The following is a 25140-nucleotide window of genomic DNA, read 5'->3' on the forward strand; positions in this document are numbered from 1 at the left end:
CATGCAGCAGCACCACCACACAGAAAGTCACCGCACATGACAACGTCGTCCGTTGCAGCGCCCGACGCCCCCGCGAACTCGCGGGGCGGCGCACGCGTCGCCGTTCAGAAGTTCGGCACGTTCCTCTCCGGCATGGTCATGCCCAACATCGCGATCTTCATCGCGTGGGGCATCATCACCGCCTTCTTCATCGAGACCGGTTGGACGCCCGTCGGCATCCTCGGCGGCTTCGGTGAGACGAACGGCGTCGCCAACATCGGCCTCGTCGGCCCGATCCTGACCTACCTCATCCCGCTCGCGATCGCGATCCAGGGCGGCCGGATGATCTACGAGACCCGCGGCGCCGTCGTCGGGTCGATCATGACCATGGGTGTCATCATCGGCGCCAGCGGCACGACGATGATCCTCGGTGCCATGATCTGTGGTCCGCTCGGTGCGTACCTCATCAAGCAGATCGACAAGATCTGGGACGGCAAGATCAAGCCCGGCTTCGAGATGCTCGTGAACAACTACGCGGCCGGCATCCTCGGCTTCGTCCTCGCGATGATCGGGTTCTTCTGGCTCGCCCCGCTGTTCAAGCTCATCGCCGAGGGCCTCGGCGCAGCCGTGAACTTCCTCGTCCAGCACTCGCTGCTGCCGCTCGCGAGCGTCATCATCGAGCCCGCCAAGGTGTTCTTCCTCAACAACGCCATCAACCACGGCGTGCTCGACCAGCTCGGTGCGCAGCAGGTCCAGGAGTCCGGCAAGAGCATCCTGTTCCTGCTCGAGGCGAACCCCGGCCCGGGTCTCGGCATCCTGCTCGCCTTCACCTTCTTCGGTGTCGGCATCGCCCGCTCGACCGCCCCCGGCGCGATCATCATCCAGTTCCTCGGCGGCATCCACGAGATCTACTTCCCGTACGTGCTGCAGAAGCCGGTCCTGTTCATCGCCGTGATCCTCGGTGGTGCCACCGGTGTCGCGACCAACGTCGCCTTCCACTCCGGCCTCGTCGCCCCGGCATCGCCCGGTTCGATCTTCGCCGTGCTCGGGTCGACCGCGAAGGACAGCTTCGTCGGTGTCATCCTGTCGGTGCTCTTCTCGGCCGCGGTGTCCTTCGCGGTGGCGTCGTTCTTCCTCATCGCCACCCGCAAGCGCGACATGGCGAACGGCGGCGGCGACATGGCGGCGGCGTTCGACAAGATGCAGGCCACCAAGGGCCGCGACGCCAACGCCGCGACCGCCGGCCTGTTCGGCACCAACGCCCCGGCGAACGAAGAGGAGTCCGAGGCGGCCCTCGGCGGCGTCGGCTCGGCGTCCGCCACGGCGACGGCCACCCGCGTCGAGAACGTCGTGTTCGCCTGCGACGCCGGCATGGGGTCCAGCGCGATGGGCGCCAGCGTCCTGCGCAACAAGGTCAAGAAGGCGGGCATCGAGGGCGTCACGGTCGTCAACAAGGCGATCGCGAACCTCGACGGCACCGAGGACCTGATCATCACCCAGGAAGAGCTGACGGACCGCGCCAAGCAGAAGAACCCGAACGCACAGCACGTGTCGGTCGGCAACTTCATGAACGCGCCGCAGTACGACCAGGTCGTCGACCAGCTCAAGAACCAGTAACGAAGTGCAGAATCGGAGGGGACGGGCCACGGCCCGTCCCCTCCACCACGTCCACGAACCAAGGAGAACCCCGATGCCCGTCCTGCAGGAGAGCCAGATCCGGATCCACACCGAGGACACCGCGCCGACCAAGTCGGAAGCGATGAAGGAGGCCGCGGAGATCCTCGAGGCTGCGGGCGCGGTCACCGCCGACTACTACCCGGCGATGCTCGAGCGTGAGAAGAGCGTCTCGACGTACATGGGGAACTTCCTCGCCATCCCGCACGGCACGAACGACGCCAAGGACGCCATCAAGTCGTCCGCGCTGTCGTTCATCCGCTACGCGGCGCCGATCGACTGGGACGGCAACGAGGTGCGCTTCGTCGTCGGCATCGCCGGGGTGAACAACGAGCACCTCGACATCCTCTCCAAGATCGCGATCGTGTTCTCCGACGAGGACGAGGTCGCCAAGCTGACCAGCGCCCCCGACACCGCGGCGATCCTCGCGATCCTCGGCGAGGTCAACGAGTGAGCGCGACGCGGACCGCCGTCCACTTCGGCGCGGGCAACATCGGCCGCGGCTTCGTCGGCCTGCTCCTGCACGAGGCCGGCTACGAGGTCGTGTTCGCCGACGTCGCCGCCCCCCTCATCGACGCCCTCGCCGCCGCGGACTCCTACACCGTGCACGAGGTGGGTGCCGGTGCGACCGACCACGAGGTGTCGGCCTTCCGGGCCCTCAACAGCGCGCAGGACGAGGCTGGCGTCGTCGCCGAGATCGCGGCCGCCGAGATCGTGACCTGCGCCGTCGGGCCGAACGTCCTGAAGTTCATCGCCCCGGTCATCGCGAAGGGCCTCGAGCAGCGCGACGCGTCGGCCGCCCCGATCGCCGTCATGGCCTGCGAGAACGCCATCAACGCCACCGACCGGCTCCACGAGTTCATCGTCGAGGCCCTGCCGGCCGAGACCCGCGACGCGACGCTCGCCAAGGCCGTGTTCGCGAACACCGCCGTGGACCGCATCGTCCCGGCCCAGCCGGAGGGCGCCGGACTCGACGTCACCGTCGAGACCTACTTCGAATGGGCCATCGACCGCACGCCGTTCGGCGGTGCGGAGCCGGAGATCCCCGGCGTGCACTACGTGGACGGGCTGGCCGCGTCGATCGAGCGCAAGCTCTTCACGGTGAACACCGGACACGCCACCGTCGCGTACCACGGCTTCCTCGCGGGGGCCGACAAGATCTCCGACGCGGTCGCGATCCCCGCGGTGCGCTCGGAGCTCGAGGCGGTGCTCGCCGAGACGAGCGACCTGCTGGTCCGCCGGCACGAGCTCGACCCCGAGGTGCACCGTGCGTACGTGCAGGCGATCATCGCGCGGTTCGAGAACCCGCACCTGCCGGACACCGTGACCCGCGTCGGTCGGCAGCCGCTCCGGAAGCTGTCCCGCGACGAGCGGTTCGTGTCCCCGGCGGCCGCCCTGGCCGAGGACGGCACCGAACCGGTCGCACTCCTCGACGCCATGGGTGCGGCGCTCCGCTTCGACGTCCCCGACGACGAGCAGAGCGTCGAACTCCAGGCGCTACTCGGCTCCGAGCGGTCCGACGAGGACGTGGTCACCGCGATCACCGGGCTCGACGCGCAGCACCCGCTGCACGCCGCGTTCGCCGAGCGGGTCCGGACCGCGCGGTCGTAGCGACCTCAGACGGATGGGAGGTTCCCCACCGGGGAACCTCCCATCCCTCTGTACATTCGCTGCGCGGTCAGGCGCCCCGCAGCGTCAGCCCGCCGTGGCGGACCGTCAGGACCGCCGCCGTCACGGTGCCGAAGGGGTCTCCGTCGAGCTGGATCTGCTGCGGCTCGTCGAGGGTCATCGCGAGCCGTCGGGCCGTCGTGTAGCGCAGCGCGCGGGACGCGGGCAGGAACCAGGCGAGCAGCCGGCCGAAGCGCGTGCGGTGGTGGAACCGGTTCATCGACAGGCCGTAGCCGACCCGGGTCCAGCCGAGCGCGCCGTCCGGTCGGAACGCCACGGCATCGAGCACGCCGTCGTCCGGCTTCGCTGCCGGCAGCAGGAGCATGCCGGCGGTGAGTGTCCCGCAGTTGCCCACGATCACGGTGTGTGCGCGCATGCGCTGCTCCGGTGCGTCGTCGAGGCGGTAGCGCACGTCGATGCGGCGGTTGCCGATCACCGACCGAGCGATCGGGTCGGAGTAGGCGACCCAGCCGAAGCGCTTCTTGAGGCGGGCGTTCGTGTTCGCCGCCATGTTCGCGTCGAGGCCGATGCCCGCCATCACCAGGAACGCGTGCTCCGTGGTCGTGCCCTCGGCCGAGGTGAGCTCCGCGAAGGCGATGTCGACCCGACGGTCGTCGCCGTGGAACGCACGGTGCACGGCGCCGGCGACGTCGTTCAGTCGGACGCCGAGGTTCCGGGCGTACAGGTTGCCGGTGCCGGTCGGGACGAGCGCCAGCGGGATGCCGGCCTCGTGGAGTTCCTCCGCGGCGACCCGGAGCGTCCCGTCCCCGCCGGCGACGAGCACCACGGCGGCGCCGCTGTCGCGGGCAGCACGCGCCGCAGCCCGCCCGTCGTCGTCCTGCGCGGTCTCGAACCAGCGGGTCGCAGCCCAGCCGCTGGTCTCCTGTTCGGTCGTGACCGCGGCGCGGAGCACCGCGATGTCGATGCCGGACGGGTTGACGACGACCGCGGCGAAGGGCAGCGCGGCGGGGGAGGGTTCGGGGGACGACACGGAGCCGACAGTACCGGCAGGGGGCGTAGCGTCCGGTGCATGACGAAGCAGTGGGTGGCACCCCGTGCCGGTGGCAGTGAGGTCCTGGAGTCCGTCGACGTCGATGTCCGGCCTCCCGGACGCGGCGAGGTCACCATCGCGGTGCGGGCGGCGGGGATGAACCCCGCCGACACGAAGCACACGCGGGCCGCAGCGCCGGACGCGTACCCGATCCCGATCGGGTACGAGGTCGCCGGCGTCATCAGCGCGATCGGGCCCGAGACGGAGATCGCCTCGGGTGGCGGCTCGGTCGGCGACGCCGTGCTGGCCTTCCGGGTGCAGGGCGGTTGGACGGAGGAGCTCACGGTTCCGGCGGCCGACGTGTTCGCGAAGCCGGACGCGCTCGGGTTCCCGGAGGCGGCGAACCTGCTGCTGGCCGGTACGACCGCGGCCGACGTCATCCGGGTGACCCGCGCCTCCGGGCAGGACACCGTGCTCGTGCACGGCGCGTCCGGCGCGGTCGGTGTGAGCGTCCTGCAGCTGCTGCGGCCCCTCGGCGCCCGGGTGATCGGGACGGCGTCGGAGCGCGGCGCGGACACGATCGCCGACTTCGGCGGTGAGTGGATCGCGTACGGCGACGGCCTCGAGGACCGTGTGCGTGTACTCGCGCCGGACGGGATCGACGTGGCGATCGACTGCGTCGGCACCGACGAGGCGGTCGACGTGTCGCTCGCGCTCGTCGCCGACCGCAGCAGGATCGTCACCATCGCGGCGCAGCAGCGCGCGGCGGCGGAGGGGATCCCGATGGTCGGGGGAGCGCAACCCGAGAGCAAGGCGTTCCGCGACTCGGTGCGCCAGCGGCTGATCGACCTGGCCGCCGAAGGGCAGCTCGTCGTCCCCGTCGCCAGGACGTTCCCGCTCGCCGATGCCCGGGAAGCCGCTGAGCTGCTCGAGTCCGGCCACCCGGGCGGCAAGCTCGGGCTCGTGCCCTGAACGGGGGTCAGTGTGCGGCAACGGCCTGCGTGGGCTTCTGGTTGACTCTGCATCGACCCGATCACCACTTCACTCCCAGGGGGACCCGTGACCGATCAGTACCCGCCGCAGAACCCGTACGGGCAGCAGCCCGGCGACCAGTCCAAGCCCTCCGGTCAGTACGGCCAGCCCGGTCAGTACGGCCAGCCCGGTCAGTACGGCGGGCCGGGTGACGGCCACACGCCCCAGTACGGAGCGCCGGCGCCGACCGGACCCGGTGGTGAGCCGCCGCTCTGGGCACCCTGGTACGGCATCTCGTTCCCGAAGGCGTTCGTCCGGTTCTGGAAGAAGTACGTCCGCTTCGACGGGCGCGCGAGCCGGAGCGAGTACTGGTGGTGGGCCCTCTGGTCCGTCATCGCCAGCATCGTCCTGAACATCCTCGACGGCATCCTCGCCAGCGCGACGGGCTCCACGGTCACCACGTCCGGCTCCGGCTCCGTCGGCTTCTCGACGATGTCGACCAACCCGGTCGCGTCGCTGCCGAGCACGCTGTGGGGCCTCGCCACGCTGCTGCCGAGCATCGCGCTCCTGATGCGCCGCCTGCACGACGCCAACCTCAGCGGCTGGTGGTGGCTCCTCGCCTTCATCCCGATCCTCGGCTGGATCGCGCTGCTGGTCATGGTGCTGCAGTCGTCGAAGCCCGAGGGGCAGCGGTTCGACCGCCCCGAGCGCGGCTGAGACGACAGCACGACACGACGAAGGGCCCCGGCGATGCGCCGGGGCCCTTCGTCATGTCGTCCGGACGGACCTCAGACGACGCGCACCCGCACGAGGGAGCCGTCGACGACGAGGTCGCGGATGGTCGTGGTCGGGTCCGCGACGAGGAAGCGCAGCGCGCCGCCCGGCTGGTCGAACCACGGCTGCACGAACCGCACCGAGACCAGGAACGGACGGTCGACCACGTAGCGGTGCACCTCCGGCGCGGCGGTGACGTGCGGCGGGAGGGAACGCGAGGGCATCGGGGTGTCGAGGGGGTGGAGTAGGTAGCCGTCGGGACCGCCGACGCGGTCGACGGGGACGCCCGCGGGGATCTGGATGGTGAGCCCATCGGGGCCGGACTGCGACACCTGCTGCGCGAGCTGCGGGTACGTCGACGCGGCACGGTCACGGAGTCCGTCGAGCTCGTGCCGCTGGATGTCCCGCGGCGCCGGGAACGGGCGGTTCAGGAACCGCCGGAGCATCTCGACCGCGTCCGACTCGCCCCGGGCGGACGCCAGACGGCGGGCGGTGCCGTAGTCGACGACCTCGAGGGCGAAGGTGTCCGCGTCGTCGGTCCGGACGATGCGGAGCGCGCCCTCGACCGGCGGCTCGTGCAGGGTCTCCCCGGGGAGCTGCACGTACCGGAGCGTGTAGCCGAGCTGGTCGAGGATGGGACGGGTCTCCGCGAACGTCATGAGCGGGAGCCTAGCGGTCCGACCTCGGACGGCCCTGGTGCCACGACGGACCTACGCGCGACCGCGCATCACCGCCTGCTTGACCTCGGAGATCGCCTTCGTGACCTGGATCCCGCGCGGGCAGGCGTCCGTGCAGTTGAACGTCGTGCGGCAGCGCCAGACGCCCTCCTTGTCGTTGAGGATGTCGAGCCGGACGTCGGCGGCGTCGTCGCGCGAGTCGAAGATGAAGCGGTGGGCGTTCACGATCGCCGCCGGGCCGAAGTACTGCCCGTCCGTCCAGAACACCGGGCAGGACGACGTGCACGCCGCGCAGAGGATGCACTTCGTGGTGTCGTCGAAGCGTGCGCGGTCGGCGACCGACTGCACGCGCTCCTTGCCGGGCTCCGGGGCCTTCGAGGCCTGCAGGAACGGCTGGACCTCGCGGAAGGACTTGAAGAAGGGCTCCATGTCGACCACGAGGTCCTTCTCGAGCGGCAGGCCCTTGATCGCCTCGACGTAGATCGGCTTCGAGACGTCGAGGTCCTTGATCAGGGTCTTGCACGCCAGGCGGTTGCGGCCGTTGATGCGCATCGCGTCGGAGCCGCACACGCCGTGCGCGCAGGAGCGTCGGAAGGTCAGCGACCCGTCCTGCTCCCACTTGATCTGGTGCAGGGCGTCGAGGATCCGGTCGGTCGGCAGCATCATCACGTCGAAGTCCTGCCAGCGCGGTTCGTCGTCGACGTCCGGGTCGAAGCGGCGGACGATGATCGTGACGGGGAACGACCCGGGGGGAGCGGTGGCCGCGTCGGTGCGGGGTGCGTCGGAGACCAGGGTGTCGGTCATCAGTACTTCCTCTCCATCGGTTCGTACCGCGTCACGACGACGGGCTTCCAGTCGAGCGTGATGTGGTCGTCGGCGAGCGACGAGTGCGGGTCGCCCGTCAGGTACGCCATGGTGTGCTGCATGTAGTTCTCGTCGTCGCGCTTCGGGAAGTCGTCGCGCATGTGGCCGCCGCGGGACTCCTTGCGGTTCCGCGCCGAGTACACGACGACCTCGGCCAGGTCGAGCAGGAACCCGAGCTCGACCGCTTCGAGCAGGTCGGTGTTGAAGCGCTTGCCCTTGTCCTGCACGGAGATGTTCATGTAGCGGTTGCGCAGCGTGTGGATCGTCTCGGTGACCCGGGCGAGCGACTCGTCGGTCCGGAACACCTGCGCGTTCTTGTCCATCTCCTCCTGCAGCTCCTTGCGGAGCGCGGCCACCCGTTCGGTGCCGGTGGAGGCGCGGAGCTGCTCGAGCATGCCGCGGACGTTCGCCGCCGGGTCCTCGGGGAGGGGCAGGAACTCGGCGGTCTTGACCCACTCGGCGGCGTTGTTGCCGGACCGCTTGCCGAACACGTTGATGTCGAGGAGCGAGTTCGTGCCGAGGCGGTTCGACCCGTGCACGGAGACGCAGGCGCACTCACCGGCGGCGTACATGCCCGGCACGACGGTGTCGTTGTCCGAGAGGACCTCGGCGTTCGTGTTGGTCGGGATGCCGCCCATGGCGTAGTGCGCGGTCGGCATCACCGGCACCGGCTCGGTCACCGGGTCGACGCCGAGGTAGGTGCGGGCGAACTCGGTGATGTCGGGCAGCTTGGTCTCGAGGACCTCCGCGCCGAGGTGCGTGCAGTCGAGCAGCACGTAGTCCTTGTTCGGGCCGGCCCCGCGGCCCTCGGCCACCTCCTGCACCATGCACCTGGCGACGATGTCGCGCGGGGCGAGGTCCTTGATGGTGGGGGCGTAGCGTTCCATGAACCGCTCGCCGGAGGCGTTGCGGAGGATCGCGCCCTCGCCGCGGGCGCCCTCGGTGAGCAGGATGCCGAGGCCGGCGAGTCCGGTCGGGTGGAACTGGAAGAACTCCATGTCCTCGAGCGGGAGGCCGGTGCGCCAGACGATGCCGACACCGTCACCGGTCAGGGTGTGCGCGTTCGAGGTGGTCTTGTACATCTTGCCGAAGCCGCCGGTGGCGAAGATCATCGCCTTCGCGTGGAAGACGTGCAGCTCACCGGTCGAGAGCTCGAACGCCACGACGCCGGCCGGCTGCTTGCGCGTGACGCCGTCCTCGCCGACGACGTCGACCATGATGAGGTCGAGCGCGTAGAACTCGTTGAAGAAGTTCACGCCGAGCTTGACGCAGTTCTGGAACAGCGTCTGCAGGATCATGTGGCCGGTGCGGTCGGCGGCGTAGCAGGCCCGACGCACGGGGGACTTCCCGTGGTCACGGGTGTGGCCGCCGAAGCGCCGCTGGTCGATCTTGCCCTCTGGTGTGCGGTTGAACGGCAGGCCCATGTTCTCGAGGTCGATGACCGCGTCGATCGCCTCCTTCGCGAGGATCTCGGCCGCGTCCTGGTCGACCAGGTAGTCACCGCCCTTGATCGTGTCGAAGGTGTGCCACTCCCACGAGTCCTCTTCGACGTTCGCGAGTGCGGCCGCCATGCCGCCCTGCGCTGCACCGGTGTGCGAGCGGGTCGGGTACAGCTTCGAGATGACCGCGGTGTTCGCCTTCGGGCCGGCCTCGATCGCGGCACGCATGCCCGCGCCGCCCGCGCCGATGATGACGATGTCGAACTGGTGGTGATGGACGGTGATGTCGGTCACGTGTTTCTCTCGAGTCGTGGTGCAGGGACGTGGGCGTGACGCATCGGCGGGCGACGCGTCAGCGGAGGTGTGGCGTCAGCGCGCGGGGCAGAACGACGGCAGGTCGGCCGCGGCGGCACCGGCAGGGCACGGGTCGAAGGTCCAGCAGACCAGCGTGCCGAGTGCGATGAGCACGACGCACGCGACGAGGATCGCGCCGAGCAGCGTCTTCCGGATGCCGGGCTTCGCCACGTAGTCGTTGACGATCGTGCGCATGCCGTTCGAGCCGTGGATGAGCGCGAGCCACAGCATCAGCGTGTCCCACACCTGCCAGAAGGGGTTCGCCCACTTGCCGGCGACGAAGGCGAAGTCGATCTGCTTCACGCCCTCGCCCGCGACCATGTTGACGAACAGGTGTCCGAAGATCAGGACGACGAGCAGGATGCCGGACCCACGCATGTAGATCCAGCCCCACTTCTCCCAGTTGGTGGAGCGGCGGGCGGCCTCGGCGCTGCGCGGGGGTGCGATGGTCTCGGTGGTCATGGTGTGCCCCTGGTCAGTGGAAGTCGGCGACGAGGTTCATGAGCTGGCGCGGCAGGAAGCCCGCGATCGCCACGGCCCACAGGGCGATGACGATCCAGAACATGGCCCGCTGGTACTTCGGCCCCTTGGACCAGAAGTCGACCAGGATGATGCGCAACCCGTTGAACGCGTGGAACACGATCGCCATCACGAGGGCGATCTCGCCGAGGTTCATGATCGGCGTCTTGTACGTGCCGATGACCGCGTTGTAGGCCTCTGGCGAGAGCCGCACGAGCGCCGTGTCGAGGATGTGCACGAGCAGGAAGAAGTAGATCGCGACACCGGTGATGCGGTGCAGGACCCATGACCACATCCCGGTGCTGCCGCGGTAGAGGGTCCCCTGGGGGGAACGCCGCGCACGGGGCGCATCGATCGGCGCTCCGTCTATCGACACTGTCGGTACAGCTGTCGCCGTACCCCCTGCGGTCTGCTCGGCCATGAGCTCGCCCTCCGTTGAGACCGGGGCGCCGATCGGCGCACCGTTGCCGTCGTGTTCGTGTGGAACACGACCATCCTACGACCGCGCGCTGACGTTCTCGTTCCACCCCGCCCGGAGCGCACGCGCGGTGGCCGGTGGGACGCCGATGTTCCTGGCCGTGTCGTGGTGCGCGAGGAGCTGGTCGCCGACCGCCTCCCACGTCGTGCCCTCGACGCGCAGCCGGCCGGCGGACCCCATCCGTGCCGCGCGTGCGGGGTCGAGGTGCAGCCCGAGCACGGCGCGGCGGAGGGCCTGGGGCGCCTCCGGGTCGTAGAGCTCGCCGTCGAGCCCCGGTGCGACGAGGTCGAGCGGGCCGCCGGACGCCGGCGCGACGACCGGCAACCCGGTGGCGTGTGCCTCCTGCAGGGTCTGCCCGAAGGTCTCGGCGGGGCCCGTGTGGACGAACACGTCGAGCGCCGCGTAGGCGTCGGCGAGGGCGTCACCGCGGAGCGGGCCGGTGAAGGTCACGTCCAGGTGGCGGAGCCGTCGCTCCAGGACCTGCCGGGAGGGTCCACCTCCGGCGACCACGACGCGGATGCCCGGGATGCCGCCGAGTTCGGCGAGCCGCTCGACCTCCTTCTCCGGTGCGAGCCGCCCCACGTAGCCGACGACGGTCTCGCCGCGGGGTGCGATGCGCCGCCGGAACGCCCGCACGTGCGCCGAGTCACGCCGGGACGGGTGGAACAGCTCGGTGTCCACACCGCGGCCCCACCGCGCGACCCGTGGGACGCCGTCCGCGGCCAGCATGGCCGCGGTCGCGGACGACGGAGCGAGCGTCAGGGAGGCGCCCTGGTGGATGCGGGCGAGCACACGGCGCGCCAGCGGGGCGGCCGCTGCCAGGCCGTTGCGGCGGGCGAACCCGGCCACGTCGGTCTGGAAGACGGCGACGGAGGGGATGCCGAGCCTCCCGGCCGCCGTGATGGCGCGCCCGCCCAGCAGGAGGGGACTGGCCGCGTGGAGCACGTCCGCGCCGGAGGCGGCGAGGATCGTGTCGAGGACGGGGTGGGGGAGTGCGACCGGGAACTGGCGGTAGGCGACCGCGGGCACGCGGTGCACGTCGAAGCCGTTGTGGCGTTCGAGCTCGGAGCGGGACCGCAGCCCCGCCAGCCCCGGAGCATCCGGTGCGATCACGACCGCGCGGTGGCCGCGGCGCTGGAGGTGGTCGAGGACCGCCAGGACACTGGTGGTCACGCCGTTGAGGGTGGGCAGGAAGCTCTCGGTCACGACGGCGACGGTCCGCTGGACCCCGCCCCGTTCCACGCTGCGTGCGTTCATGGCACTCGTCATGCTCCGCCGACCGGGTGACGCCGACGGGGGCCGCGCGGTGAACGGCGACCGCGCCGGCGGTGAACAACGGGGGCGGACGAGTCGTGCGGGTTCCCGCACCGGCGTCGGGCGGTACCCAGGATCCGGCCCGGTCGGACGGTACGGTGAGCGGGTGACCGACGACCTCGACGACTTCTACGCGATCATCCCGGCCGGCGGGATCGGCTCGCGGCTCTGGCCGCTGTCCCGCGCGGACGCACCGAAGTTCCTGCACGACCTGACGGGGTCGGGCACGTCGCTCCTCCGACAGACGTGGGACCGACTGGCGCCGCTGTCCGGGGAGGACCGGATCATGGTCGTCACCGGTCGAGCGCACCGCGCCGCGGTGGAGTCGCAGCTGCCGGGCATCGCCGACCACAACGTCGTGCTCGAGAGCGAGCCGAAGGACTCCACGGCCGCCATCGGGCTCGCCGCCGCGATCCTCCGTCGCCGCGAGCCGGACGTCGTGATCGGGTCGTTCGCCGCCGACCACGTCATCAACGACGCCCGCGGGTTCCGGCGCTCCGTGCGCGAAGCGGTGCTCGCTGCCCGGGCCGGGTACGTCACGACCATCGGCATCACCCCGTCCGAGCCGGCCATCGGGTTCGGCTACATCCACGCCGGACAGACCCTGGGCATCGACACCGCGCCGCGGGCCCACGCGGTGCTCGACTTCGTCGAGAAGCCGGACCTCGACACCGCGACCGGCTACCTCGCCGACGGCAGCTACCTCTGGAACGCGGGCATGTTCATCGCGCGGGCCGACGTGCTCCTCGCGGAGATCGGCCGGAACGAACCGGAACTGCTCGCCGGCATCGAGGAACTCGCCGCGGCGTGGGACACCTCCGCCCGGGGAGCCGCCGTCGACGCCGTCTGGCCGGCCCTCAAGAAGATCGCCATCGACTACACGGTCGCCGAGCCGGCCGCCGCCGCCGGTCGGCTGGCCGTCGTGCCGGGCGACTTCGACTGGGACGACGTGGGGGACTTCGCGTCCCTCGCGAAACTGCAGTCGGGCGGGCGGACGAACAACCTCGCGGTGCTCGGCGACAACGCGCGCATCCTGGCCGACTCCTCGAGCGGCATCGTCGTGGCGCACAGCCAGCGGCTCATCTCGTTGATCGGGGTGGAGGACATCGTCGTCGTGGACACCCCGGACGCGCTCCTCGTCACCACGAGCGCGAACGCGCAGCGTGTCAAGGGCGTGGTGGACGCGCTGAAGATCAGCGGGCGGGACGACGTGCTCTGAGCGGTGGCCGGAGCGGAGACCGGCGCCGGCGACGGCCGCTGCCGGATCTCGACAGATCCGCGCCGGCCGTGTAGCGCTCCACCGTGAACCCCCACAACTGGGGACAGCCCGGTTGCTCCGCGTTACGAGCCTGTTTCGGCGCGGTCGCGATCCCGTAACCGATCCGCAGGAGCGCATGCACGGGCGCTGTACCGGCCGGGCGGTCGTGTACTGTCGCCACGATCGCCCGGCGCGCAACGGCCCGGGCCCGTGCACCCGGAGGAACAACCCGTGTCATCTCGTACCCGTCAGATCGCACTCAGCGGCCTCGCGCTCGCCGGCCTCGTCGCCACGCTGGCCGGCTGCTCCGCCGCTCCGTCCGACTCCTCGTCGGCGAAGTCCAGCAGCTTCCGCCCCTGCATGGTGTCGGACGCCGGTGGGTTCGACGACAAGTCGTTCAACCAGCTCGGCTACGAGGGCCTCAAGGACGCGGCGAAGGACCTCGGCGCGACCTACAAGTCGGCCGAGTCGAAGGACTCCACGGTCTACGACTCGAACATCGAGCAGCTCGTCAACCAGAACTGCAAGCTCATCGTGACGGTCGGCTTCAACCTCGCCGACGCCACGAAGAAGCAGGCCGCCGCGAACCCCGACACCGAGTTCGCGATCATCGACGACAACTCGATCAAGGCCAAGAACGTCAAGCCGATCACGTTCGACACCTCGCAGGCGGCGTTCCTCGCCGGCTACGCGGCCGCGTCGTACTCCAAGAGCGGTGTCGTCGGCACCTTCGGTGGCATGCAGATCCCGACCGTCACCATCTTCATGGACGGCTTCGCCGACGGCGTGAAGTACTACAACGACCAGAAGAAGAAGGACGTCAAGGTCGTCGGCTGGGACGTCGACTCCCAGAAGGGCTCCTTCACCGGTGGCTTCGAGGCCGGTACGCAGGCCAAGTCGGTCGCGCAGACGCTCCTCGACCAGAACGCCGACGTCATCCTCCCCGTCGGTGGTCCGATCTACCAGTCCGCTGCCGAGGCGGTCAAGGACGCCGACAACGGCTCCGTCCTCATCGGCGCGGACAGCGACCTCTACGAGGCCGACCCCCGCTACAAGGACATCGCGTTCACCTCGGTCGAGAAGGGCATGCGCCCGGCCGTCAAGGACGTCGTCGAGCAGGCCGCTGACGGCAAGTACTCCAACGAGCCGTACGTCGGCACGCTGAAGAACGAGGGCGTCGGCATCGCGCCGTTCCACGACTACGAGTCCAAGGTCGACTCGGGGCTCCAGAAGGAGCTCGACACGATCAAGTCCGGCATCATCGACGGCTCGATCACGGTCAAGACCGACGCGACCGTCAAGTAACATCTCGCGATGCGGGCGGGGGACACTCCTCCGCCCGCATTCGCGCGCCCCGCAGCACCCGACAGGAACGACACTCCCGACATGAAGCTCGAACTCCGCGGCATCACGAAGCGGTTCGGCCCCCTGGTCGCGAACGACCACATCTCCCTCACCGTCGAACCGGGCGAGGTGCACTGCCTCCTCGGGGAGAACGGCGCCGGCAAGTCCACCCTGATGAACGTGCTCTACGGCATGTACCAGGCGGAGGAGGGCGAGATCCTCCTGGACGACGTCGTCCAGGACTTCGACGGCCCCGGTGACGCGATGCGTGCCGGGATCGGCATGGTCCACCAGCACTTCATGCTCGTGCCGGTGTTCACGGTCGCCGAGAACGTCATGCTCGGGCAGGAGGAGACGGCGTTCGGCGGGCGCCTCGACCTCGCCGGAGCCCGGCGCCGCGTCCGCGAGATCTCCGAGCGCTTCGGGTTCGACGTCGACCCCGACGCCCGGGTCGAGGACCTGCCCGTCGGCGTCCAGCAGCGCGTCGAGATCATCAAGGCGCTGTCCCGGGACGCCTCCGTGCTCGTGTTCGACGAGCCGACGGCCGTCCTCACGCCGCAGGAGACCGACGAGCTGATGGGCATCATGCGCCAGCTCCGCGAGGCCGGCACCGCGATCGTCTTCATCACCCACAAGCTCCGCGAGGTCCGCGAGGTCGCCGACCGCATCACCGTCATCCGGCTCGGCAAGGTCGTCGGCGAGGCGTCGCCCACCGCGACGAACAACGAGCTCGCCGCGCTCATGGTCGGTCGCGCCGTCTCCCTCGTCGTCGAGAAGGAGCCGTCCACCGGTGGCGAGGACGCCCTCGTCGTCGAGGGCGTCACCGTGACCGACCCGTCCGGCATCGTGCTCGTCGACGACGTGTCGTTCACCGTCCGTCGCGGCGAGGTCCTCGCGATCGCGGGCGTGCAGGGCAACGGGCAGACCGAGCTGACCGAGGCGATCCTCGGCCTCGAGCACCTGCGCTCCGGGCGCATCACGCTCGACGGCAGCGAGATCAGCGGCCGCAGCGTGAAGCAGATCCTCGACGCGGGCGTCGGGTTCGTCCCCGAGGACCGCAAGGAGGACGGGCTGGTCGGTGAGTTCACCATCGCCGAGAACCTCATGCTCGACCGCGCGGACCACGCCGAGTTCGTCCGAGCCGGCACCATCCGGGCCGCCGAGCGCGACGCGTTCGCCGACGCGGCGATCGCCGAGTTCGACATCCGAACGCCCTCGCGTGCGACGGCGGCCGGTCGGCTCTCCGGCGGCAACCAGCAGAAGATCGTGCTGGCCCGGGAGCTCAGCCGCGAGCTCCGGCTGTTCGTCGCCGCGCAGCCCACGCGCGGCATCGACGTCGGGTCGATCGAGTTCGTGCACAAGCGCATCGTCGCCACCCGCGACTCCGGCGTCCCGGTCATCGTCGTCTCCACCGAGCTCGACGAGGTCGTGGCCCTGGCGGACCGCATCGCCGTCATGTACCGCGGCACGATCATCGGCATCGTCCCCGCCGACACCCCCCGTGACGTCCTCGGTCTCATGATGGCCGGGGAACTGCCCGAAGGAACGGAGCTGGCCGCGTGAGCACCCCCACGCCCCCCGAGAACGACCCCACGACGGACGTCACCACCGACGACCGGCTGCAGGACGTCGAGGGCACGCCTCACCTCATGACGGACTCCGCGGCCGACACCGAGCGTCGCGCCGGGGCCCCGACGGCAGCGGGGGACCGCTGGCACGCCGCCCTGCAGAGCATCATGAACGGCTCCGTGCTCGTCACGGTGCTCGCCGTCGTCCTCGCGCTCGTCGCCTGCGGCATCCTCATCGCCCTCACCGACCCCGGTGTGCAGCAGGCGTCCGGCTACTTCTTCGCCCGGCCCGCCGACACCTTCCGTGCCATCGGCACCGCGGTCGGCGGCTCGTACGCCTCGCTGTTCCAGGGGTCCGTCGTGAACTTCGGCGCGAGCTCGTTCGCTCAGGCGATCGTCCCGATCACCCGCTCGGTCGACTACGCCGTGCCGCTCATCGCCGCCGGTCTCGGCATCGCGCTGTCGTTCCGCGCCGGCCTGTTCAACATCGGTGGCCAGGGGCAGATCCTGATGGGCGCAGCGGCCGCCGGTTGGGTCGGCTTCGCGTTCGACCTGCCCGCGGTCATCCACATCCCGCTCACCATCCTCGCCGGCATCGTCGGCGGCGCGGTGTGGGGCGGCATCGTCGGCGTGCTCAAGGCCCGCACCGGTGCCAACGAGGTCGTCCTGACGATCATGCTCAACTACGTCGCGCTCTACCTGGTCAGCTACCTCCTGCGCACCCCGGGCCTCCTGCAGGCCCCCGGCAGCCCGAACCCGATCTCGCCCGCCATGAAGGAGTCGGCCGTGCTGCCGCAGCTCTTCGGCCCGCGGTACGGCGTCGACCTCGGCTTCGTCGTGGCGATCATCGCGGTGGTCGTCGTGTGGTGGCTCGTCAACAAGTCCTCGCTCGGCTTCCGCTTCCGCACCATCGGTGAGAACCCGCGCGCCGCCCGCGTCGCCGGCATGAGCGTGCCGTCGCTGACGATCTGGGTGCTGGTCATCTCCGGAGCGCTCGTCGGCATCGCCGGCGCCTACCAGGTGCAGGGCGCCGTCACGAGCGGCTTCACGTCGAACATCGACGCCGGCATCGGCTTCGACGCGATCACGGTCGCGCTCCTCGGCCGTTCGAAGCCGTGGGGCACGTTCTGGGCGGCGATCCTGTTCGGCGTCCTCAAGAACGGCGGCTACGCCATGCAGGCCGCGAACGGCATCCCGATCGACATCGTCAGCGTCATCCAGGCACTCATCGTGCTGTTCATCGCGGCTCCGCCGCTCGTCCGCGCGATCTTCCGGATCCCGCAGCCCGGCGCCCGTCGCAAGGCGTCCAGGAAGTCCCAGCGGAAGGCGGTCGCCGCGTGAGCACCCTCAGCCCATCGATGCCCTCGGGAGCGCAGGTCCTCGCCGACCGCACCGTCGAGTCCACCCGGAGCTGGAAGGCCCCGATCGCGTTCGCCGTCTTCACGGTCCTCGCGCTCGTGTTCTTCGTGCTGCTCGGTCGCGACGGGTCGGCGACGTTCCGACTGGCGAACGCCGGTGACTTCGTGCAGCTGCCGGACGTGCGCCTGCCGGCGACCGGCACCGGCATCGTCGTCACCGTGCTGCTGGCCCTGGCCACCGTCGTCGCGTTCCTCCAGGTGCGCGGCTTCCGCAAGGTGCCCCTCTGGGTCACGAGCGTCTTCGCGATCCTGTTCGTCGTCGGGTTCCTCACGTGGGCCGCGGCCGGCGCGACGATCCCGCTGCCCGGCCTGCTCGTCGGGGCGCTCGGGCTCAGCGTGCCGCTCGTCTTCGGTGCCCTCGGCGGTGTCATCTCCGAGCGCGTCGGCGTGGTCAACATCGCGATCGAGGGCCAGTTCCTCGCCGGCGCCTTCGTCTCCGCGATGATCGGCTCGCTGACGGGCTCCGCCTGGGTCGGTCTCGTCGGCGCGCTCGTGGCCGGTGTCCTGGTGTCGTTCGTCCTCGCGGCGTTCAGCATCAAGTACCTCGTCGACCAGGTCATCGTCGGTGTCGTCATCAACGCGTTCATCTCCGGACTGACCGGCTTCCTGTACTCGCAGGTGCTCTCACCGGCCGAGCAGACGCTCAACGTCGGGATCCGGTTCCCGGTCCTGCCGATCCCGGTGCTGCACCAGATCCCGGTCATCGGTCCGGTGTTCTTCGAGCAGAACGTCATCGTGTACCTGGCGTACGTCGCCGTGGCCGTCGTGACGTTCGCCCTGTTCAAGACCCGCTGGGGCCTCCGCCTCCGCGCGGTCGGCGAGCACCCGCAGGCCGCCGACACGGTCGGCATCAACGTGCTCAGCACGCGCTTCTGGAACGTGTCGCTCGCCGGAGCCATCGCCGGTCTCGGCGGTGCGTACTTCACGCTCGGGTCGGTCGGTCCGTTCGCGAAGGACATGACGGCGGGCGCCGGCTACATCGCCCTCGCCGCGGTCATCTTCGGTCGCTGGGACCCGATCCGGGCGACGCTGGCAGCGCTGCTGTTCGGTTTCGCGTCGAACCTGCAGAACGTCCTCGGGTCGATCAACTCGCCCGTGCCGAGCGAGTTCCTGCTCATGCTGCCCTACGTGGTGACGATCTTCGCGGTGGCCGGCCTGGTCGGACAGTCGCGTGGTCCCGCCGCGTCGGGCAAGCCGTACATCAAGAGCTAGCCAGGAGGCCCGACCCATGTCCGACACGAACGCATCCGGTGAGCAGACGGCGGGCGAGCCCGCCTGGACCGACCCGGCCACCGGGCCCACGCCGCCGGTTCCGGAGCGACGCGCCAGCGGCGGTCCGGCCGTGCCGGTGGGGAACCTCCAGTCCGGTACAGCGGGCACGTTCAACGCGAGCGTCGACGTCGACTGGACCGCCCTGCGGGAGGCCGCGACCGCGGCCATGGGCCGCGCCTACGCGCCGTACTCGTCCTTCCCCGTCGGCGCTGCGGCCCTGACCGACGACGGTCGGATCGTCTCCGGCTGCAACGTGGAGAACGCCTCGTACGGCGTCACGCTCTGCGCGGAGTGCTCGCTCGTGTCGCAGCTGCACATGACCGGCGGCGGGAAGCTCGTCGCGTTCACCTGCGTGGACGGCGACGGCGCGACGCTCATGCCGTGCGGCCGGTGCCGGCAGCTGCTGTTCGAACACTCCACCGAGGGCATGCTGCTCGAGACCGTCTCCGGCATCCGCACCATCGACGAGGTCCTCCCCGACGCCTTCGGCCCGCGGACCCTCGCCACCTACCACCAGGAGCACTGACATGGCCGTCGAGCCGTTCGACACCGTCGACCTCATCCGCACGAAGCGCTCGGGCGGCGCGCTGGGCACGTCGGAGATCGACTGGCTCGTCGACGCCTACACGCGTGGCTACGTCGAGGATCCGCAGATGGCGGCCCTCGCGATGGCGATCTTCCTGAACGGCATGGAGCGACGGGAGATCAAGGACCTGACGCTCGCGATGATCGCGTCGGGGGAGCGGATGTCGTTCGGCTCGCTCGGGAAGACGACCGTCGACAAGCACTCCACCGGTGGTGTCGGCGACAAGATCACGCTGCCGCTCGCACCGCTCGTGGCGTCCTTCGGCGTCGCCGTGCCGCAGCTGTCCGGTCGGGGTCTCGGGCACACCGGCGGCACGCTCGACAAGCTCGAGTCGATCCCGGGCTGGCAGGCGGCGCTCTCGAACGACCGCATGATGCAGGTGCTCGCCGACGTCGGCGCCGTCATCTGCGCGGCCGGGTCCGGGCTCGCCCCGGCGGACAAGAAGCTGTACGCGCTCCGGGACATCACCGGCACCGTCGAGTGCATCCCGCTCATCGCGTCGAGCATCATGTCGAAGAAGATCGCCGAGGGCACCGGAGCGCTCGTGCTCGACGTGAAGTTCGGCTCCGGCGCGTTCATGCCCACGTACGAGGCCTCGCGCGAGCTCGCGCAGACGATGGTCGACCTCGGGAAGGACGCCGGCGTGGCCACCTCGGCGCTCCTGACGGACATGGAGGTCCCGCTCGGCCTGACGATCGGCAACGCGCTCGAGGTGCGGGAGTCCGTCGAGGTCCTGGCCGGCGGCGGCCCGGCGGACGTCGTGGCGTTGACCGTGTCGCTCGCGGAGGAGATGCTCCGCCTGGCCGGACTGCCGGACGCGGACCCCGCCGCAGCGTTGGCGGACGGACGGGCGATGGACACCTGGCGCCGGATGATCCAGGCGCAGGGCGGGGACCCGGACGCCGCGCTGCCGGTCGCCCGGGAGCAGCACGTCGTGACCGCGCCGACCTCGGGCGTGCTCGCCACGCAGGAGGCGCTGCCGTTCGGGATCGCCGCGTGGCGGCTCGGTGCGGGCCGGGCACGCGCGCAGGACCCGGTGCAGGCGGGCGCCGGCATCGAGCTGCACGCCAAGCCCGGCGACGCGGTGACCGAGGGACAGCCGCTCTGGACCCTGCACACCGACGAGCCCTCGCGCTTCGACCGGGCGCTGGAGTCGCTCGAGGGGGCGTGGAGCATCGGGACGTCGGCCGAGCCGCGCGGGTCGATCGTGCGCGAGCGCATCCAGTAGCCCGACCGAGGTGCGCCGTTCTCCGGACCGGGTGCCCCGTTCTCCGGACCGGGCTGCGCCGGTTCGTCCACATGTGGCGAGCCTCCAGCCCGTCGTCCACGATCCTGTGGGACGTCACCGGCGAGGCGGACGCGCGCACCGATAGCCTGGTCGACATGAGCGCCGACGACGCACCCACGTACCGACTGCCCGACGCGGGCGCCGTGATCAACGACCTGCCCAAGGTCTCGCTGCACGACCACCTCGACGGCGGACTCCGTCCCGGGACGATCATCGAGCTCGCGGACGCCGCCGGTGTCACGCTGCCGACGACCGACGCCGCCGAACTCGGCACGTGGTTCAGCGACCAGGCGAACTCCGGCTCGCTCGTCGAGTACCTGAAGACCTTCGACGTCACCACCGCCGTGATGCAGACCGAGCACGGGCTGACCCGGGTCGCGCGCGAGTTCGTCGAGGACCTCGTCGCCGACGGCGTCGTGTACGGCGAGATCCGGTGGGCACCGGAGCAGCACCTGCAGGGTGGGCTCACGCTCGACCAGACCGTGGAGGCCGTGCAGGCCGGCATCGAGGAAGCCGTCGTCGCCGCCGACGGCGCGATCCGCATCGGTCAGCTCGTCACCGCGATGCGCCACGCCGACCGGGCGCTCGAGATCGCCGAGCTCGCCGTGCGCCACCGCGACCACGGCGTCGTCGGGTTCGACATCGCCGGAGCCGAAGCCGGGTTCCCGGCGTCGAACCACCGCGCCGCCTTCGATCACCTGGCCGCCGAGCTCTTCCCGGTCACCGTGCACGCCGGCGAAGCCGACGGCGTCGCCTCGATCCGTTCGGCCCTCGTCGACGGTCGGGCGCTGCGGCTCGGGCACGGCGTCCGGATCTTCGAGGACATCCAGCTCTCCGACGCCGGCGACGGCTCGACGCTCGCCTCCCTCGGCGAGGTCGCCTCGTGGGTGCGCGACCGGGAGATCCCGCTCGAGCTCTCGCCGTCCTCGAACCTGCAGACCGGCGCCGTCGCCGCGTGGGGCGACGACCTCGCCGACCACCCGTTCGACGTCCTCTACCAGCTCGGGTTCCGCGTCACGGTGAACACGGACAACCGCCTGATGAGCAACACCTCGCTCACGAAGGAGCTCGCGTTGCTCGCCGGCACGTTCGGGTACGACCTCGACGACCTCGCCGCGTTCCAGATCAACGCCGCGCTCGGGTCCTTCCTGCCGCTCGAGGACCGCGAGGAGATCATCTCGCTGATCACGTCCGGGTACGCGGAGGCCTGACCGGATGAGTCTGCCGCCGCTTCCCGACGAGGCCGTCGTGCTCGGGGCGTCCGCCCCGACGTGGCGTGACGCGCTCCGGCTCGCCGGAGGCGCGCTCGTCGCGTCGGGAGCGGCGACGGCTGCGTACACGGACGCGATGATCGCCATGGTCGAGGAACACGGACCGTACATCGTCATCGCCCCGGGTCTGGCCTTCGCCCACGCGCGCCCCGGTGCCGCGGTGCTCCGCGACGGTCTGGCGGTGGTCACGCTCGCCGAGCCCGTCGCGTTCGGCCACCCGCACAACGACCCCGTGTCGGTCGTCCTCGCGCTCTCGGTCGCCGAGATCGGCACGCACCTCGAGTCCATCGGCGACATCGCCAACCTCTTCAACGACCAGTCGACGACGTCGCGCCTGGCCGCGGCGGCGGCCCCCGCCGAGGTCCGCGCGATCATGGGGGTGTCCGCGTGAAGATCGTGACCATCTGCGGGGCCGGCATCGGCGCGAGCGGCATCCTCAAGGTGAACGCCGAGAAGGCCCTGACGGCGCTCGGGCTTTCGGCCGAGGTCGTCGCCGCCGACGTCGCGTCGGTGCGCGCGGTGTCCGAGGACGCGAACGTCATCCTGACGTCGCAGGAGTTCGTCGAGGCGATCGGCAGCACCTACGCCGAGGTCATCGTGATCCGGAACCACTTCGACCAGAGCGAGATCACCGCGGCGGTGGAGAAGGCGCTGGGGGAGTCACCGGCCCCGTAGCATGGGGCAATGGCCAGCACGACCACCGACTCCAACCCGCTCAACGACCCGACCGTCGACCCGTTCGACGTCGCCCGCGACGCCGCAGCCGTCATCGCGGACCGGTCCGGCATCGAGCGCCACGACATCGCCCTGACCCTCGGGTCCGGCTGGGGCAAGGCCGCCGACCTCATCGGCGAGACGGTGTCGTCGATCGACGCCGCCGACGTCCCGGGCTTCAGCGCGTCCGCGGTCCCCGGGCACTCCGGTACCGTCCGGTCGATCCGCCTCGCCGACGGCCGCCACGCGCTCGTCATCGGCGCGCGCACGCACTACTACGAGGGTCACGGCGTCCGTCGGGTCGTGCACAGCGTGCGGACCGCAGCGGCGACCGGTGCGACGACGATGGTGCTCACGAACGGTGCCGGTGGCATCAAGGAACACTGGACCCCCGGCACCCCGGTCCTGATCAACGACCACATCAACCTCACGGCCGACAGCCCGCTCGAGGGCGCCACCTTCATCGACCTGACCGACCTCTACTCCGCTCGGCTCCGTGCCGTCGCCCGGTCGATCGACCCGTCGCTCGACGAGGGCGTGTACACGCAGTTCCGCGGCCCGCACTACGAGACCCCCGCCGAGGTCCAGATGGCGAAGGCGATCGGCGGGCACATCGTCGGCATGTCCACCGCGCTCGAGGCGATCGCCGCGCGCCAGGCCGGGATGGAGGTCCTCGGCTTCTCCCTGATCACGAACCTCGCGGCGGGGATCCAGACGACGCCGCTGTCGCACGCCGAGGTCCTCGAGGCGGGTCGGACCGCCGAACCGGTGATCGCGGACCTGCTCGCGCGGGTGGTGGCGGCGCTGTGACCCCGTACACGGGAGCGTCCGACGGCGCGATCGGGGACGGCGACCTCGTCACCGACACCGGCGTGCTCGACGCGGCACGCGCCTGGCTCGTGCAGGACCCTGATCCGTCCACCCAGGACGAGCTCTCCGCCGTCGTCGCGGTGGCGGCGTCGGGGGACGCGTCCGCGCTGGCGCTGCTCGCCGACCGGTTCGCCGGGCGGCTGCAGTTCGGGACCGCCGGCCTCCGTGCCGAGCTGGGCTGGGGACCGCTGCGGATGAACCGGGCGGTCGTCTCCCAGGCTGCTGCCGGGCTCGGCCGCTTCCTGATCGACGCCGGCCGCGACCGCAGCGTCGTCATCGGGTACGACGGGCGGGTCAACTCGGACGTGTTCGCGCGCGACTCGGCGGAGGTCATGCGCGGCCTCGGGCTCGACGTGACGCTCCTGCCGTCCGCGCTGCCGACGCCCGTGCTCGCCTTCGCGGTGCGGCACCTCGGCGTCGGTGCCGGCGTGATGGTCACCGCGAGCCACAACCCGCCGCGGGACAACGGGTACAAGGTGTACCTCGGCGGCGAGGACGACGGTTCGCAGATCGTCCCGCCGGTCGACGGTGCGATCGCCTCCGCCATCGAGCAGGTGGCCGCGGGCTCCGTCGCCGACCTCGCCCGGGCCACGGACTACACCGTCGCCGGCCCGGAGCTCCTCGACGCGTACGTGGCCGCCACGGCGGCGATCGTCCCCGCTCCGGCGCTGCCGGTCGACGAGCAGCCCGCCGTGGTCTACACGGCGATGCACGGCGTCGGGTGGGAGACCGCGCGCGCGGTGTTCACCGCCGCCGGGTTCGCCGAACCGGCGGTCGTCCCGGAGCAGATCGAGCCGGACGGGGCGTTCCCGACCGTGTCGTTCCCGAACCCCGAGGAGCCGGGCGCGATGGACCTCGCGACGGCACGGGGAGCGGCACTCGGCGCGGACCTCGTCATCGCGAACGACCCCGATGCCGACCGCCTGGCACTCGCGATCCCGACGGGCGACGGCGGGTACCGCCGGCTCTCGGGCAACGAGGTCGGCTGGCTGCTCGGCTGGCGCGCGGCGTCCCGCGCTGCGGCCGCCGGGACCACCGGGGTGCTTGCGGCGTCGATCGTCTCGTCGCCGGCACTCGCCCGCGTCGCCGCACGGCACGGGCTCGGGTACCGGGACACCCTGACCGGCTTCAAGTGGGTGTCCCGCGTGCCCGACCTGCTGTTCGGGTACGAGGAAGCGCTCGGCTACCTCGTCGACCCGCAGGTGGTGCGCGACAAGGACGGCATCTCCGCTGCGCTCGAACTGCTCTCGCTCGCCACCGAACTGCACGCCGCCGGGAAGTCGATCGGTTCGCAGCTCGACGCGTTCGCCGCGGAGTTCGGGGCGTTCGCGTCCGGGCAGGTCGCCACGCGAGTGGACGACCTCGCCCGCATCGGGGAGGTCATGCAGGCGCTCCGGACCACGCCGCCGGCGTCCCTCGGACCGCTGGCCGTGGTGTCCACGACGGACTACGCCTCCGGGGTGGACGGCTTCCCGCCGTCGGACATCCTGCGCTACGACCTGACCGGTGAGGCCCGGGTGATCGTCCGCCCGAGCGGCACCGAGCCCAAGGTCAAGGTCTACATCGACACCGTCGCGGCCACCCCCGCCGAGGCCCAGGCGCTCGTCGACGCTCTCGCCGACGCGATCCGCCCGCGCGTGTCGTAGCGGCGCCGCGGGCCGGGCGCAGCGGCCGCGCTCGGCCGCGGCGGGCGCGGGCGGGCCGGTCGTCCCGCGCCACCGTCGCGCCCTGCGACGGACATCGCGCCCCGTCTTCACGGGGTGCGATGTCCGTGGAAGGGCGCGACGAGCGAAGGCCGTCCCTCCACAGTCACGGCGACGCCTCGACCCTCCACGGACCTCCGTGAGG

The 25140-nt window shown here is 70.9% G+C and carries 24 protein-coding genes; 17 read left to right on the forward strand and 7 right to left on the reverse strand.

Features of this window, described 5'->3' with window-relative positions:
* Window positions 1-36 precede the first annotated feature (36 nt).
* From FS641_RS10800 to FS641_RS10810, 3 genes are all read left to right on the forward strand, one after another.
* Complete coding sequence (locus FS641_RS10800; RefSeq protein ID WP_186317698.1) at window positions 37-1596, forward strand: PTS mannitol transporter subunit IICB; 1560 nt, start codon at window positions 37-39, stop codon at window positions 1594-1596.
* 73 nt (window positions 1597-1669) lie between these two features.
* Complete coding sequence (locus FS641_RS10805) at window positions 1670-2107, forward strand: PTS sugar transporter subunit IIA (protein ID WP_144763579.1); 438 nt, start codon at window positions 1670-1672, stop codon at window positions 2105-2107.
* Window positions 2104-3264, forward strand: coding sequence for a mannitol-1-phosphate 5-dehydrogenase (locus FS641_RS10810; protein ID WP_144763581.1), 1161 nt, complete (start codon window positions 2104-2106; stop codon window positions 3262-3264). Before FS641_RS10805 ends, FS641_RS10810 begins: the two co-directional genes overlap by 4 nt.
* 67 nt (window positions 3265-3331) lie before the next feature.
* Here the strand turns inward: FS641_RS10810 and FS641_RS10815 are convergent, their stop codons facing one another.
* Complete coding sequence (locus FS641_RS10815) at window positions 3332-4312, reverse strand: diacylglycerol kinase family protein (RefSeq protein ID WP_260855785.1); 981 nt, start codon at window positions 4310-4312, stop codon at window positions 3332-3334.
* A 39-nt stretch (window positions 4313-4351) separates the two neighbouring features.
* Here FS641_RS10815 and FS641_RS10820 point away from each other — a divergent pair, with 39 nt between their 5' ends.
* Window positions 4352-5284 (forward strand): NADP-dependent oxidoreductase, encoded by a 933-nt coding sequence (locus FS641_RS10820; RefSeq protein WP_144763583.1) that lies wholly within the window; start codon window positions 4352-4354, stop codon window positions 5282-5284.
* Window positions 5285-5371: 87 nt separating this feature from the next.
* The gene (locus tag FS641_RS10825) at window positions 5372-6001 is read left to right on the forward strand and encodes a DUF805 domain-containing protein (protein ID WP_144763585.1); all 630 of its coding nucleotides are present in this window, start codon (window positions 5372-5374) and stop codon (window positions 5999-6001) included.
* A 71-nt stretch (window positions 6002-6072) separates the two neighbouring features.
* On the opposite strand, the gene FS641_RS10830 is transcribed toward FS641_RS10825, so the two are convergent.
* The 6 genes from FS641_RS10830 to FS641_RS10855 all read right to left on the reverse strand — a co-directional run bounded on the left by FS641_RS10830 (window position 6073) and on the right by FS641_RS10855 (window position 11646).
* Window positions 6073-6717, reverse strand: coding sequence for a TNT domain-containing protein (locus tag FS641_RS10830; protein WP_144763587.1), 645 nt, complete (start codon window positions 6715-6717; stop codon window positions 6073-6075).
* Between the two features lie 51 nt (window positions 6718-6768).
* Window positions 6769-7539 (reverse strand): succinate dehydrogenase iron-sulfur subunit, encoded by a 771-nt coding sequence (locus FS641_RS10835; RefSeq protein WP_144763589.1) that lies wholly within the window; start codon window positions 7537-7539, stop codon window positions 6769-6771.
* Window positions 7539-9332 (reverse strand): succinate dehydrogenase flavoprotein subunit, encoded by a 1794-nt coding sequence (gene sdhA, locus FS641_RS10840; RefSeq protein ID WP_144763591.1) that lies wholly within the window; start codon window positions 9330-9332, stop codon window positions 7539-7541. Before sdhA ends, FS641_RS10835 begins: the two co-directional genes overlap by 1 nt.
* 75 nt (window positions 9333-9407) lie before the next feature.
* Window positions 9408-9854 (reverse strand): succinate dehydrogenase, hydrophobic membrane anchor protein, encoded by a 447-nt coding sequence (sdhD, locus tag FS641_RS10845; protein WP_144763593.1) that lies wholly within the window; start codon window positions 9852-9854, stop codon window positions 9408-9410.
* A gap of 13 nt (window positions 9855-9867) precedes the next feature.
* Complete coding sequence (sdhC, locus tag FS641_RS10850; protein ID WP_144763595.1) at window positions 9868-10332, reverse strand: succinate dehydrogenase, cytochrome b556 subunit; 465 nt, start codon at window positions 10330-10332, stop codon at window positions 9868-9870.
* A gap of 75 nt (window positions 10333-10407) precedes the next feature.
* Window positions 10408-11646: a glycosyltransferase family 1 protein gene (locus tag FS641_RS10855; RefSeq protein WP_260855786.1), complete on the reverse strand. Its 1239-nt coding sequence runs from the start codon at window positions 11644-11646 to the stop codon at window positions 10408-10410.
* Window positions 11647-11809: 163 nt separating this feature from the next.
* On the opposite strand from FS641_RS10855, the gene FS641_RS10860 reads away from it, so the two are divergent.
* The 12 genes from FS641_RS10860 to FS641_RS10915 all read left to right on the forward strand — a co-directional run bounded on the left by FS641_RS10860 (window position 11810) and on the right by FS641_RS10915 (window position 24938).
* On the forward strand, window positions 11810-12922 hold the full coding sequence (locus FS641_RS10860) for a mannose-1-phosphate guanylyltransferase (protein ID WP_260855787.1): 1113 nt from the start codon (window positions 11810-11812) through the stop codon (window positions 12920-12922).
* A gap of 270 nt (window positions 12923-13192) precedes the next feature.
* On the forward strand, window positions 13193-14266 hold the full coding sequence (locus tag FS641_RS10865; RefSeq protein ID WP_144763599.1) for a BMP family protein: 1074 nt from the start codon (window positions 13193-13195) through the stop codon (window positions 14264-14266).
* Between the two features lie 81 nt (window positions 14267-14347).
* Window positions 14348-15868, forward strand: a complete 1521-nt coding sequence (locus tag FS641_RS10870) for an ABC transporter ATP-binding protein (protein WP_144763601.1) — start codon at window positions 14348-14350, stop codon at window positions 15866-15868.
* Complete coding sequence (locus tag FS641_RS10875) at window positions 15865-17214, forward strand: ABC transporter permease (protein WP_395879404.1); 1350 nt, start codon at window positions 15865-15867, stop codon at window positions 17212-17214. Before FS641_RS10870 ends, FS641_RS10875 begins: the two co-directional genes overlap by 4 nt.
* Complete coding sequence (locus FS641_RS10880) at window positions 17211-18503, forward strand: ABC transporter permease (RefSeq protein WP_395879406.1); 1293 nt, start codon at window positions 17211-17213, stop codon at window positions 18501-18503. Before FS641_RS10875 ends, FS641_RS10880 begins: the two co-directional genes overlap by 4 nt.
* A 136-nt stretch (window positions 18504-18639) precedes the next feature.
* The gene (locus FS641_RS10885) at window positions 18640-19089 is read left to right on the forward strand and encodes a cytidine deaminase (RefSeq protein ID WP_144763891.1); all 450 of its coding nucleotides are present in this window, start codon (window positions 18640-18642) and stop codon (window positions 19087-19089) included.
* A 1-nt stretch (window position 19090) separates the two neighbouring features.
* Entirely contained in the window at window positions 19091-20377 is a 1287-nt protein-coding gene (locus FS641_RS10890; RefSeq protein ID WP_144763603.1) for a thymidine phosphorylase, read from the forward strand.
* A 155-nt stretch (window positions 20378-20532) separates the two neighbouring features.
* Complete coding sequence (locus tag FS641_RS10895; protein WP_144763605.1) at window positions 20533-21648, forward strand: adenosine deaminase; 1116 nt, start codon at window positions 20533-20535, stop codon at window positions 21646-21648.
* Between the two features lie 4 nt (window positions 21649-21652).
* Window positions 21653-22099: a PTS sugar transporter subunit IIA gene (locus FS641_RS10900; RefSeq protein WP_144763607.1), complete on the forward strand. Its 447-nt coding sequence runs from the start codon at window positions 21653-21655 to the stop codon at window positions 22097-22099.
* Window positions 22096-22383: a PTS sugar transporter subunit IIB gene (locus tag FS641_RS10905; protein ID WP_144763609.1), complete on the forward strand. Its 288-nt coding sequence runs from the start codon at window positions 22096-22098 to the stop codon at window positions 22381-22383. The genes FS641_RS10900 and FS641_RS10905 overlap by 4 nt, the downstream gene beginning before the upstream one ends.
* Before the next feature lie 9 nt (window positions 22384-22392).
* The gene (locus tag FS641_RS10910) at window positions 22393-23232 is read left to right on the forward strand and encodes a purine-nucleoside phosphorylase (protein ID WP_144763611.1); all 840 of its coding nucleotides are present in this window, start codon (window positions 22393-22395) and stop codon (window positions 23230-23232) included.
* Window positions 23233-23294: 62 nt separating this feature from the next.
* A complete protein-coding gene (locus FS641_RS10915) occupies window positions 23295-24938 on the forward strand; it encodes a phospho-sugar mutase (protein WP_260855796.1) in 1644 nt (547 codons plus the stop codon).
* Window positions 24939-25140: the final 202 nt, after the last annotated feature.

The organism is Curtobacterium sp. 9128, from assembly GCF_007673775.1.
Lineage (GTDB): Bacteria > Actinomycetota > Actinomycetes > Actinomycetales > Microbacteriaceae > Curtobacterium.